Origin of the sequence: Lacrimispora sp. (assembly GCF_031982545.1) — a bacterium.
In the GTDB taxonomy this organism is placed as follows: Bacteria; Bacillota; Clostridia; order Lachnospirales; family Lachnospiraceae; genus Lacrimispora.
In genome coordinates, this window is sequence record NZ_DALYXB010000003.1 from 299,104 (window position 1) to 314,518 (window position 15,415).

The 15,415-nt window shown below is 42.4% G+C and carries 17 protein-coding genes; 6 read left to right on the forward strand and 11 right to left on the reverse strand.

Annotated features, from left to right (window positions below):
* Positions 1 to 4: 4 nt before the first annotated feature.
* From ABS301_RS07290 to ABS301_RS07310, 5 genes are read right to left on the reverse strand one after another with little or no spacing between them, the layout of a single operon-like run.
* The gene (locus tag ABS301_RS07290) at positions 5 to 1,189 is read right to left on the reverse strand and encodes a MalY/PatB family protein (RefSeq protein WP_349671583.1); all 1,185 of its coding nucleotides are present in this window, start codon (positions 1,187 to 1,189) and stop codon (positions 5 to 7) included.
* Between the two features lie 24 nt (positions 1,190 to 1,213).
* The gene (locus ABS301_RS07295) at positions 1,214 to 1,969 is read right to left on the reverse strand and encodes an amino acid ABC transporter ATP-binding protein (protein WP_349671660.1); all 756 of its coding nucleotides are present in this window, start codon (positions 1,967 to 1,969) and stop codon (positions 1,214 to 1,216) included.
* Between the two features lie 43 nt (positions 1,970 to 2,012).
* Positions 2,013 to 2,717, reverse strand: coding sequence for an amino acid ABC transporter permease (locus ABS301_RS07300; RefSeq protein ID WP_349671584.1), 705 nt, complete (start codon positions 2,715 to 2,717; stop codon positions 2,013 to 2,015).
* Positions 2,718 to 2,735: 18 nt separating this feature from the next.
* The gene (locus tag ABS301_RS07305; protein WP_349671585.1) at positions 2,736 to 3,440 is read right to left on the reverse strand and encodes an amino acid ABC transporter permease; all 705 of its coding nucleotides are present in this window, start codon (positions 3,438 to 3,440) and stop codon (positions 2,736 to 2,738) included.
* Positions 3,441 to 3,469: 29 nt separating this feature from the next.
* Positions 3,470 to 4,300 carry a transporter substrate-binding domain-containing protein gene (locus ABS301_RS07310; RefSeq protein WP_349671586.1) on the reverse strand — a complete coding sequence of 277 codons (831 nt, stop codon included), beginning with the start codon at positions 4,298 to 4,300 and terminating at the stop codon, positions 3,470 to 3,472.
* Positions 4,301 to 4,635: 335 nt separating this feature from the next.
* Between ABS301_RS07310 and ABS301_RS07315 the strand changes: the two genes are divergently transcribed.
* The 4 genes from ABS301_RS07315 to ABS301_RS07330 all read left to right on the forward strand — a co-directional run bounded on the left by ABS301_RS07315 (position 4,636) and on the right by ABS301_RS07330 (position 8,006).
* On the forward strand, positions 4,636 to 5,319 hold the full coding sequence (locus ABS301_RS07315) for a helix-turn-helix transcriptional regulator (protein WP_349671587.1): 684 nt from the start codon (positions 4,636 to 4,638) through the stop codon (positions 5,317 to 5,319).
* A gap of 85 nt (positions 5,320 to 5,404) precedes the next feature.
* Positions 5,405 to 6,616 (forward strand): DUF401 family protein, encoded by a 1,212-nt coding sequence (locus ABS301_RS07320; protein ID WP_349671661.1) that lies wholly within the window; start codon positions 5,405 to 5,407, stop codon positions 6,614 to 6,616.
* 61 nt (positions 6,617 to 6,677) lie between these two features.
* The gene (locus tag ABS301_RS07325) at positions 6,678 to 6,905 is read left to right on the forward strand and encodes a hypothetical protein (protein ID WP_349671588.1); all 228 of its coding nucleotides are present in this window, start codon (positions 6,678 to 6,680) and stop codon (positions 6,903 to 6,905) included.
* Positions 6,906 to 6,995: 90 nt separating this feature from the next.
* Positions 6,996 to 8,006, forward strand: a complete 1,011-nt coding sequence (locus ABS301_RS07330; protein ID WP_349671589.1) for a hypothetical protein — start codon at positions 6,996 to 6,998, stop codon at positions 8,004 to 8,006.
* 45 nt (positions 8,007 to 8,051) lie between these two features.
* Here the strand turns inward: ABS301_RS07330 and ABS301_RS07335 are convergent, their stop codons facing one another.
* Both ABS301_RS07335 and ABS301_RS07340 read right to left on the reverse strand, forming a co-directional pair.
* Positions 8,052 to 8,504 carry a GyrI-like domain-containing protein gene (locus tag ABS301_RS07335; RefSeq protein WP_349671590.1) on the reverse strand — a complete coding sequence of 151 codons (453 nt, stop codon included), beginning with the start codon at positions 8,502 to 8,504 and terminating at the stop codon, positions 8,052 to 8,054.
* Between the two features lie 69 nt (positions 8,505 to 8,573).
* Positions 8,574 to 9,752: an MFS transporter gene (locus ABS301_RS07340; protein WP_349671591.1), complete on the reverse strand. Its 1,179-nt coding sequence runs from the start codon at positions 9,750 to 9,752 to the stop codon at positions 8,574 to 8,576.
* 116 nt (positions 9,753 to 9,868) lie between these two features.
* Between ABS301_RS07340 and ABS301_RS07345 the strand changes: the two genes are divergently transcribed.
* Positions 9,869 to 10,879, forward strand: coding sequence for an AraC family transcriptional regulator (locus tag ABS301_RS07345; RefSeq protein ID WP_349671592.1), 1,011 nt, complete (start codon positions 9,869 to 9,871; stop codon positions 10,877 to 10,879).
* 171 nt (positions 10,880 to 11,050) lie between these two features.
* Here ABS301_RS07345 and ABS301_RS07350 read toward each other — a convergent pair whose 3' ends face one another.
* From ABS301_RS07350 to ABS301_RS07360, 3 genes are read right to left on the reverse strand one after another with little or no spacing between them, the layout of a single operon-like run.
* Entirely contained in the window at positions 11,051 to 11,704 is a 654-nt protein-coding gene (locus ABS301_RS07350; protein ID WP_349671593.1) for an ABC-2 transporter permease, read from the reverse strand.
* Positions 11,701 to 12,549 (reverse strand): ABC transporter ATP-binding protein, encoded by an 849-nt coding sequence (locus tag ABS301_RS07355; protein ID WP_349671662.1) that lies wholly within the window; start codon positions 12,547 to 12,549, stop codon positions 11,701 to 11,703. Before ABS301_RS07355 ends, ABS301_RS07350 begins: the two co-directional genes overlap by 4 nt.
* A 5-nt stretch (positions 12,550 to 12,554) precedes the next feature.
* Positions 12,555 to 12,926 carry a GntR family transcriptional regulator gene (locus ABS301_RS07360; protein ID WP_170822140.1) on the reverse strand — a complete coding sequence of 124 codons (372 nt, stop codon included), beginning with the start codon at positions 12,924 to 12,926 and terminating at the stop codon, positions 12,555 to 12,557.
* Between the two features lie 185 nt (positions 12,927 to 13,111).
* Here ABS301_RS07360 and ABS301_RS07365 point away from each other — a divergent pair, with 185 nt between their 5' ends.
* Positions 13,112 to 13,612 carry a GNAT family N-acetyltransferase gene (locus ABS301_RS07365; protein ID WP_349671594.1) on the forward strand — a complete coding sequence of 167 codons (501 nt, stop codon included), beginning with the start codon at positions 13,112 to 13,114 and terminating at the stop codon, positions 13,610 to 13,612.
* 90 nt (positions 13,613 to 13,702) lie between these two features.
* Here ABS301_RS07365 and ABS301_RS07370 read toward each other — a convergent pair whose 3' ends face one another.
* A complete protein-coding gene (locus ABS301_RS07370) occupies positions 13,703 to 15,379 on the reverse strand; it encodes a methyl-accepting chemotaxis protein (protein ID WP_349671595.1) in 1,677 nt (558 codons plus the stop codon).
* Positions 15,380 to 15,415: the final 36 nt, after the last annotated feature.

A 15,415-nucleotide genomic window follows, 5' to 3' on the forward strand; every position in this document is an offset into this window, starting at 1 on the left:
ATGACTACCTCCGTTCCTTATATCGATTTACCGCCTCCAAAAGCCGTTCCATTGCCTCTTTTAAAACCCAGAAAGGACAGGCAATATTAATCCGTTCAAATCCTCTTCCACCCTCTCCGAAGATATATCCCTCGTCTAAGAACAGCTGCGCTTCCATCTGCATGAATTTTTCCAGTTCCTGATAATCCATACCCAGTTTACTAAAATCCAGCCACTGCAGATAGGTTCCCTGGAGATCATAAACCTTTACCTCCGGCAGATTGTCTGCAATAAATTTCTCAACGAACTTCTTATTTTCGTCCAGGTGCAAAAGCAGTTCCTCAAGCCATGCCTCACACTGGGTATAGGCGATCTCACATGCTTTATAGCCCATTAAATTTAAAGAATGATAACCTCTTGCAGCAGTTACCTTTTCCCGCATTTCCTCATTGGCAATAAAATGATTGGAGGTCTGAAACCCTGCCAGATTAAAGGTTTTGCTGGGAGCGGTGGAAATGACACAGTTATTTACATATTTCTCTTCCAACGTTCCCATGGAGATATGGTGGTAACCTGGAAGAATCAGATCAAAATGAATCTCATCGGAAATGATAAAAACTCCGTTTCTTAAACAGATATCCCCAATCTCTGTCAGTTCCTCCTCTGTCCATATCCGGCCTATTGGATTATGGGGACTGCATAATATAAGAAGCGTTACATCTTTTCTCGCCGCTTTTTCCTCGAAATCGGCAAAATTGATCTCATAGGAATCCCCGGAATTAATTAGTTCTGTCGTTACCAGCGTCCGTTTATTGTTCTCTACTGACATGCGGAATGGATAATAGACAGGAGTCATAATCAGAACTGCGTCTTCCGGCTTTGTAAATGCTGCCACCATCTGGCCCAGGCCAGGCACCACTCCTGCCGTCTCCACAATCCATTCCCGTTTAGGCGAAAAACCATGGCGTTTTTCCATCCAGCTGATCACGCTGTCATAATAGGCGTCAGTAGCTCCGGTATACCCCAATATGGACTGGTCTAAATATTCCTTTAATCCTTCAATGATTTCCGGTGGATTTTTCCACTCCATATCCGCTACGGAAAGAGGCACTACATTGTCCTTCACATCCGGGTTTTTTACCTTCATATCATTCCATTTAAATGAACCGGCATGGTCTCTTCTTACCAGGGTTTCAAAATCATAATGCATTTGGCTTCCTCCGTTTAACTTCTCTTATTCTTCACCTGCAGCCTGGGGATCTGTGATCCTCTTTAAAAACTGCTGTGTTCTTGGTTCTTTTGGATTCACCAGAATCTCAGAGGGTTTTCCTTCCTCAACAATGCTTCCGCCTTCCATAAATATGATTCTTGATGCCACCTCTCTGGCAAATGAGATTTCGTGTGTTACAACGATCATGGTAATTCCTGTCTGTGCAACCGTTTTAATTGTGTTTAAAACCTCTCCTACCAGCTCCGGATCCAGCGCAGAAGTAGGTTCATCAAATAGAATTACATCCGGATCCAGGATCAGTGCCCTTGCAATGCCGGCTCTCTGCTGCTGTCCACCGGAAAGCTGGGATGGATAAAAATCACACCGTTCTGACAATCCTACTTTAGCCAGTATGTCACGGCTCATTTTTTCTGCATCTGCTTTTGCTATTTTCTTAACTGTCACAAGACCTTCCATTACATTTTCCAGAATGGTTTTATTCTGAAATAAATTATAGTTCTGAAATACCATAGCGGTCTTTCTTCTCAGCTCAATGACCTGGGTTTTGGAATGCTTTTTGCAGTCTAAACTAAAACCATTCACAGTTACACTGCCGTCATCTGCGCTGTCTAAGAAATTGACTGTACGAAGAAGTGTTGTTTTGCCGGAACCGCTGGGACCCAGAATTACCACAACTTCCCCCTTTTCAATGTTTAAATTAACGCCCTTTAAAATGTGGTTTTTCCCAAATGACTTATGGATATTGTTCAGTTCCACCATATTTGCCATAATATCTGCTCCTTCCTCCTATTCATGCCCCCGCTCAGGCAGACGCGCCTGCCCGGAACTTTTTAAGCCGGTCTTCACAGATGCGGAATACTTTATTTAGTACAAAGCTGATTGCTTCGTAAATCAGTGTTGTCATGATATAGGCTTCAATGAAATTAAGTGCCGGCATAGCCAGTAAGTTTGCGGTTGCTGTTATCTCGTAAACTCCTACATAGTAAGCCAGGGACGTTCCCTTTACCAGACCGACAAAGATGCCGCCTAAGTTTGGAATGGCAATGGCAAGCGCCTGGGGAAAGATAATCCGCAACAACGCCTGGGTCCGGGTCATTCCCACACTGAACGCTGCTTCCATCTGCCCCTCATCAACGGCTGATAATGCGGAGCGGAATATTTCCGAGGAATAGGCTGCCTGGTCAAGAGCCAGGGCGATGATCGCATACACCATGGGCGGAACTGCATTAATATCAATGGTAATTCCGATGCTCAGACCATAGCTGTACAAAAGAATGGGCAGTGCATAGTAAGAGATGTATAATAAAATCACCATGGGCACGCCTCTCATAAAGGAAACGAATACAGCTGAAAACTGGGACAAAACCGGAACCCTGTGTTTTCTGATCAATGCGATGGAAAGACCAAGCATCCAGCCTGCAGCAGCCGATACAAGAGACATGAAGAGCGTGATGGGAACTGCAAGCATGATCTTTGGCAGCGCTTCTATGATAAATTTAAAATCCATCCTGTTTTCCTCTTTTCTTTAACTTGTTGCCTTTTTCCGGCCCTTTGTATAGATTTTCTCTGTAAATTTGCTGCAATACTCCAGGATAATACAGGCTGCCCAGAAAATAATACCCGTTGCTATGTAAACTTCCAGTCGGTTTGCTCCATAGCTGGCAGAACTGATGGCTCTCGCTTTTCCCATTAAATCAATGACACCGATTGCAAATGCCAGTGAGGTGTCCTTAAACAGCATGATGACGTTATTTCCCAGCGCGGGGATGGCAATGCCAAAGGCCTGTGGGAAAATGATCCGGCGAAATGCTGTAAATTCCTTCATTCCCACACTGTAGGCCGCCTCCCTCTGCCCCTTATCCACTGCCAGATAAGAGGCTCTCATCATCTCCGCCATATTAGCGGAGCTGCTGAGGGAAAGACATGCCACAATAAATACGGTCTTGCTGACTCCTGTTAAATCAACTCCCACACTCTGAGCCAGCTGGGGAAGACCCAGATAGATTAAAAATATTAAAACAAGAGTGGGAATTCCTCTCATAAATGCGATATAACCGTTTGCAATGGCTTTGGGCCACTTTTTTTTACCGATTCCGGCTGCAGTGACGAGAGCCCCCAGTGCCAGGCTGATTAAGAGCGATATCAGGAGAATCTCCATGGTAACAGGAAAAGCCCTTAATACATTGGGAATATAGCCCGGAATTGTCTCCGGTTTGAATGTGTTCTCCAAATTCTTTTCCCTCCATTTCTACAATCCGTTTATTTTACTGTTGTGCTGACCATATCTGCATATTTTGAAAATACATCCTGACCAAGATACTCGGAGGCGATCTTTGATAAGGTTCCGTCCTTTACCATATCTTTTAATGCCCCGTCAATGGCAGTATTTAAATCATCTTTTCCTTTTGCACACATAATGTAGGTATCTTCTACCATAACGACATCGGTGAGGGACAGATTATCAAGCTTTAATTCCTTTTGCACGCTGTCATAGGTGGACTGATAGGTAAGACTTGCATCTACCTGGCCATTGGCAACCTGCTTAAAGCCGTCTGCTGTTGACAAGTCACTGACTGCGTTGATTTTCAGTTCCTTTCCCGGATGGCTTTCATTGTAAGCCATCAGCATGGAATATTCGTAACTGGTTGGTGACTGGTTAATGGATTTTCCTGCCATATCATCCAATGTCTTAATTCCACTGTCCTTTTTCACACATAAGGACATGGGGGAGAGACAGTAATACTGCTCAGGAAATAAGTATTTCTCTTTTCTTGCATCGCTTTTTACAAGCTGGTGAGACAGTACATCCAGTGCGCCTGAATCAATGGAAACAATGAGGGTATTAAAATCCATTGCCTGAATATCAAATTCATATTTGTCAAGACGCTTATCAATTTCTTTTAATACTGCCACGTCATACCCCACCGGCTCCCCCTTATCGTCCAGTGAGCAATACGGCGGCATTGCATTACCAGTACCTACCTTTACTTTCGTGACGCCTGAACTCTGGGTTTTTCCGCATGCGGTCATAGACACCGCCAGTGTAAGAACCATAACCGAGCAAACTGCATTTTTCATAATCTTTTTCATTTTTTTCTCCTCCTGCATCTGTCATCGTCGATTGAACAACAAAAAAGGCGCTTGCTTTTATGCAAACGCCTTTGTCTACCTTCCGTTCCCCTTCCTGACGGCTGTGGAACTGTTAGGCAAAGTATATTCCATCGTTTTGCCTTTGTCAATATTTTTTTATCAGGATAATAATGTTTTATTATTTTCACAAAAACCAATTGTCCATTTCTGACTTTCAGTACATTTTTCACAAATATTCAAGATTGACAGATAATTCAAGGACAAGGATTTACATATCAGGCTTTTTTGTTATATAATAATCTAAAATTTATGAGACCATAAGGGGGCCATACTCGATGAGTGATATCATGAAGCACTACGAAGTGCTGACTAATTTTCTGGGAAATGTACTAAGTGACAATTATGAAATTGCACTTCTGGATTTAAGAGAAGGGAAACGCTGCATCACAGCCATAGCCAACGGACAAAACAGCGGCAGAACCGTCGGGGCTCCATTAACGGATCTGGCTCTTAAAATCATAAGAGAAGGAATCTGGAAAAAAGAGCCGTATCTGCTTAACTACAGCGGACTGACAAAGGACAAGAGACCTTTGATCTCCTCAACCTTTTTTATTAAAGAGGAACAGGAGCTTTTAGGCATGCTCTGCTTAAATGTTGACACGCAGATTTATCAGCAGCTGTGCCAGTCCATCTTAAAGCTTGGCGGATTGTGCATTGATTCTCCCTCCAGCAAGATCATTGACCTGCCTGTGGAACACACCGAAACCTTTACCAACGACATCGGTGATATCATTGCCAGTGCCATGCCGGATTACATCATGGAAAACCGCATACCTGCAGACCGCCTCACCCAGGATGAGAAGATCTCCATCGTGAAGCAGTTAAACGAAAAAGGAGTTTTCATGATCAAAGGTGCAGTCAGTGAAGCAGCCTTAAAACTGAATTGCTCCGATGCCACCATTTACCGGTATTTAAGCAAAATAAGCAAGCAGGAGCAAAAAAAACAGATTGACATTTAAAAAAAATGGTGCTAAACTCCCTGATAATATTTTATTGCAATAATAATTTTTTATCACACAACAGGGAGGAAATATAATGGTATCAATGGAGCTGGTCAAACTTTTCCTGGTCTTTCTAGTCATTTTAGTACTGCTCTGGTTAAAAAGGCCTTTATGGCAGGCAATTGCGTGCAGCATCTTGCTGTCATTTTTTATTTTTCAAATTCCGGTTTCAAGTGTCTGTTCCATACTCATCCGGGCCATATGTTCCAAAAGCACTGCAACTATTTTATTAAGCTTTTACACCATTACGTTCTTACAGCGAATGCTGGAAAAGCGGAATCTTTTAATGACAGCAGAATCCTCATTAAACCATCTGTTCCGCAACCGGCGAATCACCACCATACTGGCTCCCATTTTCATCGGTCTTCTTCCTTCTGCAGGAGCAGTCTATATCTGCGGATCGATTGTGGATTCTTCCTGCGGAGATTATTTAAGCAAAGAGGATAAAACCTTTGTCACCAGCTATTACCGTCATATTCCGGAGAGCTTTCTTCCCACTTACTCATCTATTTTAATCGCACTGGGACTGGCAGGCGTTGAGACAGGAGACTTTCTTCTGTCCATGCTACCGGCTGTGGGAATCCTGGTTTTTCTGGGTTATATTTTTTATTTAAGAAAAATTCCAAGAGAAATTGTAAATGACCAGGGGATGTCAAAAAAGGAAGCGCTCCGGCAGCTTATAAAAAGTCTGTGGACCATTGCCGCAGCCATCCTACTCATTATTGCATTTCATCTTGAGGTATACATAGCAACTCCCCTTGTAATTGTTTCGGCATTTTTCTTTTACCGCTTTTCCTTACGGGAAATCAAACCGTTTTTTCTTTCTGCACTGGAACCAAAAATCATTGTTAATACGCTTCTCATCATGATTTTTAAAGAGGTCCTTACCTATACGGACGTGATTTCAAAACTTCCCGGTCTCTTTAGCTCTCTTCCCATACCGACTTATCTTGCCTTTGCACTGATCTTCTTCTTTGGCTCCATTGTAGGCGGATCAACAGCAATTATTGTGCTTTGCCTTCCTCTGGCCTTTGCAGCCATACCAGATGGAGGAGCCGCACTGATGATGCTTCTAATGTCCTCTTCCTACTGTGCCATGCAGGTATCTCCCACCCATGTATGCCTTGCGCTGGTAACGGAATATTTCCACACCGGAATGGGCGATTTGTTAAAACGGACACTTCCAGTGATCCTGATTTTCTTTCTCCTCATCCTCCTTTATTACCAGGCACTGACTGCTCTTTTGCTGATTTGACTCGCCACCCATTTTATGCTAGGATGTGCTTATTAATCTAGAATCAGAAAGGAATTACCGTATGAATCTCGTGAACCTTATGCAGCTGAAAGAGGCCTGGAGTATCTTTAAAGACAATCACCCTAAATTCCCCTTATTCTTAAAAGCAGCTTCGGATAGTGCTTTAAAGGAAGGATCCATGATAGAAATCCATGTCACGTCTCCGGAAGGGAAAACACTGACAACCAACATGAAGCTGAAAGCCTCTGATCTGGAGCTGATAGAACAATTGAAATCATCTTTAAAATAGCAGGTTGTTGTTACTGGAAAGTTATGGTAGAATACTTTCAGGCCATGAAACATCTACCGTTTCAATGGCAAAACAGGAGGAGTAAAAGGCATGAAAAAACTAATCAAAGTATTTGTTGCTGCCTCACTTCTGTCAATCTCTGTTGCATCTACTGCAATGGCTGGAACCTGGAAACAGGGTTCCGATGGCTGGCGGTGGAAGGAAGACGATCATACCTATACAGCATCTGCCTGGAAGTGGATCGATTCTGATAAAGACGGAATGGCGGAGTGCTACTATTTTAATGAAGACGGAATTCTGGTAACCAATACCATGACTCCTGATGGCCGTACTGTGAATGAAGACGGCGCATGGACAGAGGATGGCATCGTACGCTTAAGAGCGTCCAACCCTTCCGTTGCCGTTCAGATGAAGAAAAAGGGAGTTCTTCTTTACCAGGATGCGGACAAGAAAAGTTCTTCTTTACCAGGGCAGGATATCAACGCTGATATTGCCATGAATTTATATTACGACTGGCTGCAGATTCCGGTTATTATGAATATGCAGATGAAATACCACGATATCAACACTCCCAGTATGGAGTTTTTATCCAACAGCACGGTAAAGACTCTGGGCATGGAAAAGGTTGAGAGCTCCTTTTATACTGGCGGCTGTTATTACTCCGATTCCAAAGACAGCGGCAAGTATAAGATGAAAATCGGATATGAGGATATGACAAAGCATCTCACTCTTGGAGGTCTTACCGGACAGTTTTGGGGATTTTTAGACAATGTGCAGATCGCACAGGATCAGGACGGTAACAGTGTCATGTTTTATACCACTGAGGCAGACGGTCTGGAACAGTATTTAACCAAATTCTACGATAAAGTATGGCCCACACTTTCCGATTCGGATTATAAAATCACTGGCGTGACCGGAAAAGCGATTATTAATCCGGAAGGATACTTTTCCAAAGAACAGATCCTGATCTCCATGATTATTAACGAGGATGGAGATACCATGGGACTGGATATGAGTGTAAATCTGGATTATAAAAATCCAGGGCAGACGGTGGCAATCGCCTTTCCTTCCACGGACGGGTTTGAGGAAGTGGTATATTAAAAAAGCGGAGGAAGTGGTTCATAAACGAACTGCTTCCTCCGCTTTTTAATTCTTTAAGCCAATATAAATATGTATCCGGCAACGCCCCTCTTCTGTCTTTTCGTACTCCTCAAAGTCACATACAAATGATCTTGACAGATCCATGTTCCACAAATTCTGCCACACTTTTGCGACTGCCTCCTTACCCTCTCCCTCTGCAGTAAATTTTGCATACGTTCCGGCCGGTATGGTTTTGATTGTTATCCCGTCTGGCTGTCCTTCTGTTTTCTTGACTTCACAGGCAGCCAGTACGCTGTAATCTTCAGTTTCTCTTCCCTCATACTCCGTATAAATCCCCAATGTCTTTTCATTAGCCTTATACAATACCGAAGAATAAACACCCATAAACTGCGCCCACAAACCGCCGATTACATTTCCCATATCCGGTACATAATTATTAGTTCTTGCTGACAGACCAGCCACCATCATATCTTTTAACTCTACTAACTCATACGTCATTTAATTTTCCTCTTTTCTATTTTATGAAGAAAATTATAACAAAGATAACATGACAGCTGACTGTCATTATTACTCCCTTTTTACCGCAAAAAACCTCATAAGAACGATTACCAGAATCAGCGGAAAGATAATTGCAGAAAAAATTCCGATTTTTAAATTGCTGCCAAATAATCCCGATACAATTCCAACGAGGGTTGGTCCTCCCGAGCATCCAAGATCACCACCCAGTGCCAGGAATGCGAACATGGCAGTGCCTCCGCCCCGAATGGAAGCAGCAGCCAGACTAAACGTCCCAGGCCACATAATTCCCACTGAAAAGCCGCAAAGTCCGCATCCAATCAGTCCCAATACCGGATTAGGAGCACAGGTAATCAAAAGATAAGATGCCATACAAAGAACACCGCTGGCAGCCATGACTTTTTTCAGTTCCCATCTTTCCCCATACTGTCCATAGACAGCTCTTGATATCCCCATCATAAGTGCAAACAGCATGGGACCCGCCAGATCTCCAATAGTCTTCGTTACACCCAGCCCCTCTTCCGCAAAAGCAGATGCCCACTGGCTGACTGCCTGCTCGCTTGCCCCCGAGCAGACCATAAGAAGCAAAAAGACCCAGAACAGCTTATTTCCAATCAATGCGGCAAAAGACATTCCTTCCTCCCCTTTTGAAAGAGAAGCAATCGGCACGCGGAAAAATAAAACCATGCACACAGCCGGTACAACTGCCCAGAAAGCCGCCAGTATCTTCCAGTTTCCGATTCCCCATAACCGGAAAAATAAGGTTGAAATCAGAACAACTCCCACATGGCCCCAGCAATAGAAGGAATGGAGCATACTCATGGCTTTTTCTTTATTATCTGTGGGACACGCTTCCACAATGGGACTGACAAGAACTTCCAAAAGCCCGCCGCCGATGGCATATATAATAACTGCCAGCAGCAGTCCAACCCAGGAAACAGATACAATTCCCGGTAAAACGGTGAGAAGAATCAGTCCTGCTGCCGCCATGAGGTGCGCGGTAATCATGGAAATCCGGTATCCCACCCGATCTATTACCGCAGCCGATAAAAGATCCACCAATAGCTGAACACCAAAATTTACGGTAACGAGAAGCGTAATTCTGGATAGTGATATTCCATACTCCCATTGAAAATGCAGAAACAAAAGCGGTACAAAATTATTGACAATCGCCTGGACAATATAGCTTAGAAAGCAGGCATAAACAGTACTTTTATAATTTTCCTTCACGTATTCGGCCCTCCCCTGTAATATGATTGTATTATACTGCAGTTGGTAATTCAAATCTTGCAATTTACCGCCAGCTTATGGTACAATTTAGCCGATCACAAAAAGGAGAACGCTCTATGCAAAGCACAAAAATACTGACCGACGAATCCATGATGGAGCTGGTCTCCCATGGTTTTGCAGACTTTCCGTTTCAATACTATTACGAAGATGTGGGAAAGTTTGACAACCGCTGCATTGACTGGCACTGGCACCGGGAATTTGAACTGGTATCTGTGACCGAAGGAATGGTACATTGTTCCATCGGAAACATTCATTACATACTGGAACCCGGCGACGGTGTCTTTATTAATTCCGGCGTTATGCACCGGTTTTTATCAACCGGAACAGCAATTATTCCAAACGTACTGTTTGCTCCGGAATTTATAGCCCGGGAAGGAAGCTCAATTTACGAAAAATTCATTGCTTCCTTTTTATTTTCCGGCATATCCCACTTTGTATTAAGGGGGAGAAATCCATGGCAGAGCCATCTACTTTCCATTCTGTCTGACTTATACAAGCTATGCGAGGATCAGACAGCGACCTGGGAGCTTAATGCTCATGCACTGGTCTGCCAGATCTGGTCCATCCTGTTTTTACACAGGGACGAATTTGCCACCATGGAAAATGCAGGCGTCAACCGCCTTTCCCAGGCTCGTTTCAAACGGATGACCCATTTTATTGAGCAGAACTATGAAAAGAGACTGACTCTGGAAGACATCGCCCAGTCGGTGGGAGTCAGCAAAAGAGAGGCACTCCGCTGTTTCCAGTGTTCCGTACCTCTCTCTCCAATTGAATATTTAAATAAATACCGGTTAAATCAAGCCAAAACCCTGCTTCTTCACACTGACCGTTCCATCACTGATATCGCTGAAAGCACCGGTTTTGAAAGCACCAGCTATTTCGACCGGCTATACAAACGGGAATATCACATGACCCCCGGCCGCCACAGATCCGCTTTTGTTCAGGCAAATGTCAAAAAAAATGATACCGGTCAGGCTTCTACCAAAAAGAACGCAGAGAAAAAAGAGCAGGAAATACAACAGAACCAGGATAAAACAGATTTCACCTGCCAACCGGTATCTGACTAATCGGATTCCTTTTGCCCATTTATAAAAATAATAGGATATTAAGCCAATTCCCATGGATCCCACCAAAATCGGCATCCATGCCATGAAAAGAAGAATAAGATTCATTGTACTACGCTCCGGCACTTTCTCCTCTTATCTTCCCCTTTTTATGCCTTAATAATCCAGTTTCTGTCAGAATTGCTTTTTCTTCATGATTTTGACAGAAATAAGATATGATACAAAAACTGCTGCCAGACTGATCAAAAGCAGAACTGTTATGACTGACCCTGCTGCAGACGACGTTAAAGCTGCAACCATTGTTGATAAATCCAACTGAAAAGTCTTTGCCGCATTCACCACAAAGAATCCTGCGGCAAAGATTATCCCAATTATAAAGATCAAAACAATTCTACCTTTTTCTGTTCCGAATTTCAGCTGGACCGGAACCACTACCGCCATGAACATGAGGGAAATAAAAAGATACAAAAGCGCCGAAATCACAAGTTCCAACGTGCCTGCTCCTCCTTTCACAAAATTCATGAAAACTGCAAATACGGTCACAATAATACAAGCGGAGCCTCCCGTCACAAATCCGAATACATATTTCTCCGCTGCATATTGATTCCTTGTGATTGGAAGGGTGAATAAAAAAGCATATCCATTGTCAAATTCATCGTAGCTGATGGAACTCAGTGTGAACATTGTCAAAATTAAAGTCACATAATTAATCACAAAAACAGGATTGACACCTGCCAGTAGCATTCCTGCTGACATAATGAAGACGAGCAGGAAAAAACGCTGCTGGTTTTTCAACAAAAGTAAATCTTTTATCAACAACCCCTTCATAACCGTTCCCCCCTTATCATCATGGTAATCACTTCATCAACACTTCCCTTTTCCATTATAATTTCCGGCTGGCTTTCTCGGTAAAATCCAATTTTATCCGTAAGGAGACGATATCCGTAAGCTTCCTTTTTCCTGCGGAGAATATATCTTTGATCCAGCTTCTGTTCCTGTTCTTCTGTTACTTTTAAAAGACCATAACTTCCTAAAAGTACATCCGTCTCTTCATGCAAAACAATAGTTCCATGATCAATCAGATAAAGATCATCACAAAGCTGCTCTAAATCCGTTGAAATATGTGAACTGATCAAAATGGATCGGTCTCCCTGCTCCATATACTCCCGAATGGAATCAAGCAGCTCCTCTCTGGCAAGCACATCAAGTCCCGCTGTAGGTTCATCCAGTATAAGTAGTTTGGCCTCATGAGACATGGCAGCCAATACTTTCACTCTGGCTTTCATTCCTGCAGAAAGATCCTTTCCTCTCTTATTCAGGGGCAGACCACATTCTCCGCATTTTTTTAAAAACCCGTCCTGATCAAACAACTGATACATATTTTTCATAATTTTAGCAATATCCTGAATTGTTAAATACCCGCTGAATCCAGAGTCTGCCAGAACCACTCCCATATCCTGTCTTTCCTTCAGGGACAACTGACTGAACGGCTTGTCAAATATCTTCACTTCACCCTGATCTAAGGTAATAAGGCCCAGAGCCGATTTAAATAACGTGGTTTTTCCTGCACCATTGGTTCCAATCAGTCCGGTTATATATCCTGACTGCAGTTTAAGAGAACAGTTCAGCGTAAAATCTCCATACGTTTTCTGAATATTTTCCATTTCTAACAACATCATTAATCCTCCAAAATCAAATAAAACAAATCCGTCAGTTCCTCATCCTTCATTCCGCAGCTTCTGCCCTTACGGATTGCCGACTCCAGTTCGGCCTCAACCTCTTTTTTCTTTTCTTCCAGCATGAATTCCTGGCTGGCGTAAGCGATAAAACTTCCTTTTCCATGAACAGTGACAATAAACCCCTCCTGTTCCAGAATGTCATATGACTTTTTCACTGTTAAAGCACTGATGCGCAGTTCTTTTGCCAGAGTACGCACCGATGGCAGATTTTCTCCTTCTTTTAACGTTCCCTGCATAACACCGCACTTAATCTGCTCCGTAATCTGGTCATACAGGGGCTGCATGGATGAATTATTTATTATTATTTTCATTTCACCCCTCCTTGATAAACAGTATATAACAGTGTATTACTGTTGTCAACTGTTATATACTGTTTATTACAACTTGAAATATATTTATAAAATAGATTATTTATCCAGCCAATATTTAAGATGTGTGCAGTTTTGTAAATTATGCTATAATATGTTTCGTTAAACCCAAGAAGGAGAAAATATAAATGAATCTAAGTATAAGCAAAATTGCAGAAGAAGAAATTGAAATATTACTTGAGCTGTTACGTGAAAAAGCAAATTGGCTTATTAAAATCGGAAAGCCTATGTGGAATCCTGAATACTTATCTAAGGAGGAATTTTTAAAGAAATATATTAACTGTGAAATGTTTATTGCACAGGAAAATAAAGAGGTAATAGGTGGATTTGTATTAGTAGAGAGCGACCGCTCATTTTGGAATAATGATGAAAATAAGGATTCTGCATATTATATACATAAGCTTGTAATTAAAGATGACTATACAGGAAAGGGATATGCGAAAGAGGTCATAGAATTGATTAAGAGACACTCAATATCCCAGTGTAAAAATTATCTTAGACTTGATTGTTATGGAGACAGAGAATATTTAAATAAGTTATATAGTGAATGTGGGTTTACTTTAAAACGAGAAATTAACGTAGAAGATGGTTTAGATGCCTGTTTATATGAATTATCACTTGAAAAATAGGATGAAGAACCAAAAAAAAGGATACACAGGCTTTGAGGTGTGATGTGACCCCTTCCTGTGTATCCTTTTTCTAAACTGACTTCAGGTATTTCAGATTTTTAGCTGAAACTGGCCCATTAAGTCCTTCAGATTCTGAGCCTGCCCTGCAAGTTCCTCGCTGGAGGCGGAATTCTCTTCTGCAGAAGCCGCATTGTTATCTACTTCCATGGAGATTTTTCCGATTCCATGTTCAATCATTTTTACGGAATCCGCCTGATCTAAGGAAGCCTGGGCAATACTGCGTACCTTATCCATGATCTGGCTGCTTTCTTTTGCCACGCCGTTTAAATTACCGGCTGCCCGGTCCGCTATAACAGTCCCATCTTCCACTGCCTTTAACGATGCCTCGATTAAGTCGGTAGAATTCTTTGCAGCCTCTTTACTCTGACTTGCTAAAAGACTGACCTGACCGGCTACCACTGCAAACCCTTTTCCTGCTTCTCCGGCTCTTGCCGCTTCGATTGAGGCGTTTAATGCCAGAAGATTGGTCTGCATGGCAATATCATCAATGGTTACAATCATCTTGCTGATTTCCTGAGATGTCTTCTTAATGGTGCTCATGGCAGAAACCATTTCCTGCATATTCTGATTTTCTGTTGAAATATCCCGGGCGATCCGTTCCATCTCCAACTGAATTTCATTGGTCAGCTTGGCATTTTCATCAATCTGTTCTGTAATATGAGTCACTGACTCAGACAATCTTCCGGCAATTCCTGCCTGGTTTTCGGCTCCAACTGCCAGAAAACGGGCTGATTCGGAAATCTGGCTGGAACCGTCTGATACCTGATTGGCTGCCTCATTAATTTCTTCAAAACTTCTTGAAATCTTTTCTGTGAAACAATGAAGAGACGATTCAATATTTTTAAAATCCCCGATGAATTCACTGTTAAAATCCACATTGAAATTACCGCCAGCCATCTGTTCCATGGCACAATCGATTTCCATAATATAGCTGCGGATCTTCTCCATGGATTCCCGTAAGCTCATGGCCGCCTGACCGATTTCGTCTTCTGATTCGTAAGCAATCGCCGTATGTAAATTACCTTTGGCAAACTCTCCTGCTGCATCCTGTATCTCTTTTAATGGAACAGCTATGGACTTGGTCAGACGTTTTCCCATGAGAAGCGCAATAATGAGAGAGATCAGAGAGAAAAATGCCAGACATGCTGTGGCAGCATTCTCAACTCTCTGACTGTTTGTATATTTTGCAAGAGCTGCTTCATCCGCCTGGGAACCGGTTTTATCCAGTGCATCCGCCAGTACTTCTGAAACATCATTGAAGGTAGTCTGGTAATACTCCACGGCTCCTTTTGTATCTCCCTTTTCCAGCATAGAAAGCAGATCACCGGTATCTTTCTGGAAGTCGTCAAATGCCTGGTCCAATGTTTCTCCTGACTGTTTATCCTTCAGATTCTGTTTGATAACTGCAATATATTTTACAATTTTCTCGAATCTTCCTTCTATTTCTTTTTTTTGCTCTGCAGTAACAGAAGCATCTTCCCGAATGGCAGCCCAAAGAATTCGTTTATTAATGGTCTGTACATCCTTCCGGATCTCCATCTGTTTTTTCGTTGTTTCATATTGAATTCTGTAAAATGTTGACATGTTGTTCCCGATGCTGCGAAAACTGATCAGCGAAAATACTGAAGAAAGAAAAATAATAAAAACCAGAATTGCAAATACCCGTTTCAGCCTTGTTGAAATACTTAATTTTCCTGATTTTTTCATCTCTAGCCCCCACTTTCGATTTGTTATTGTATTTCT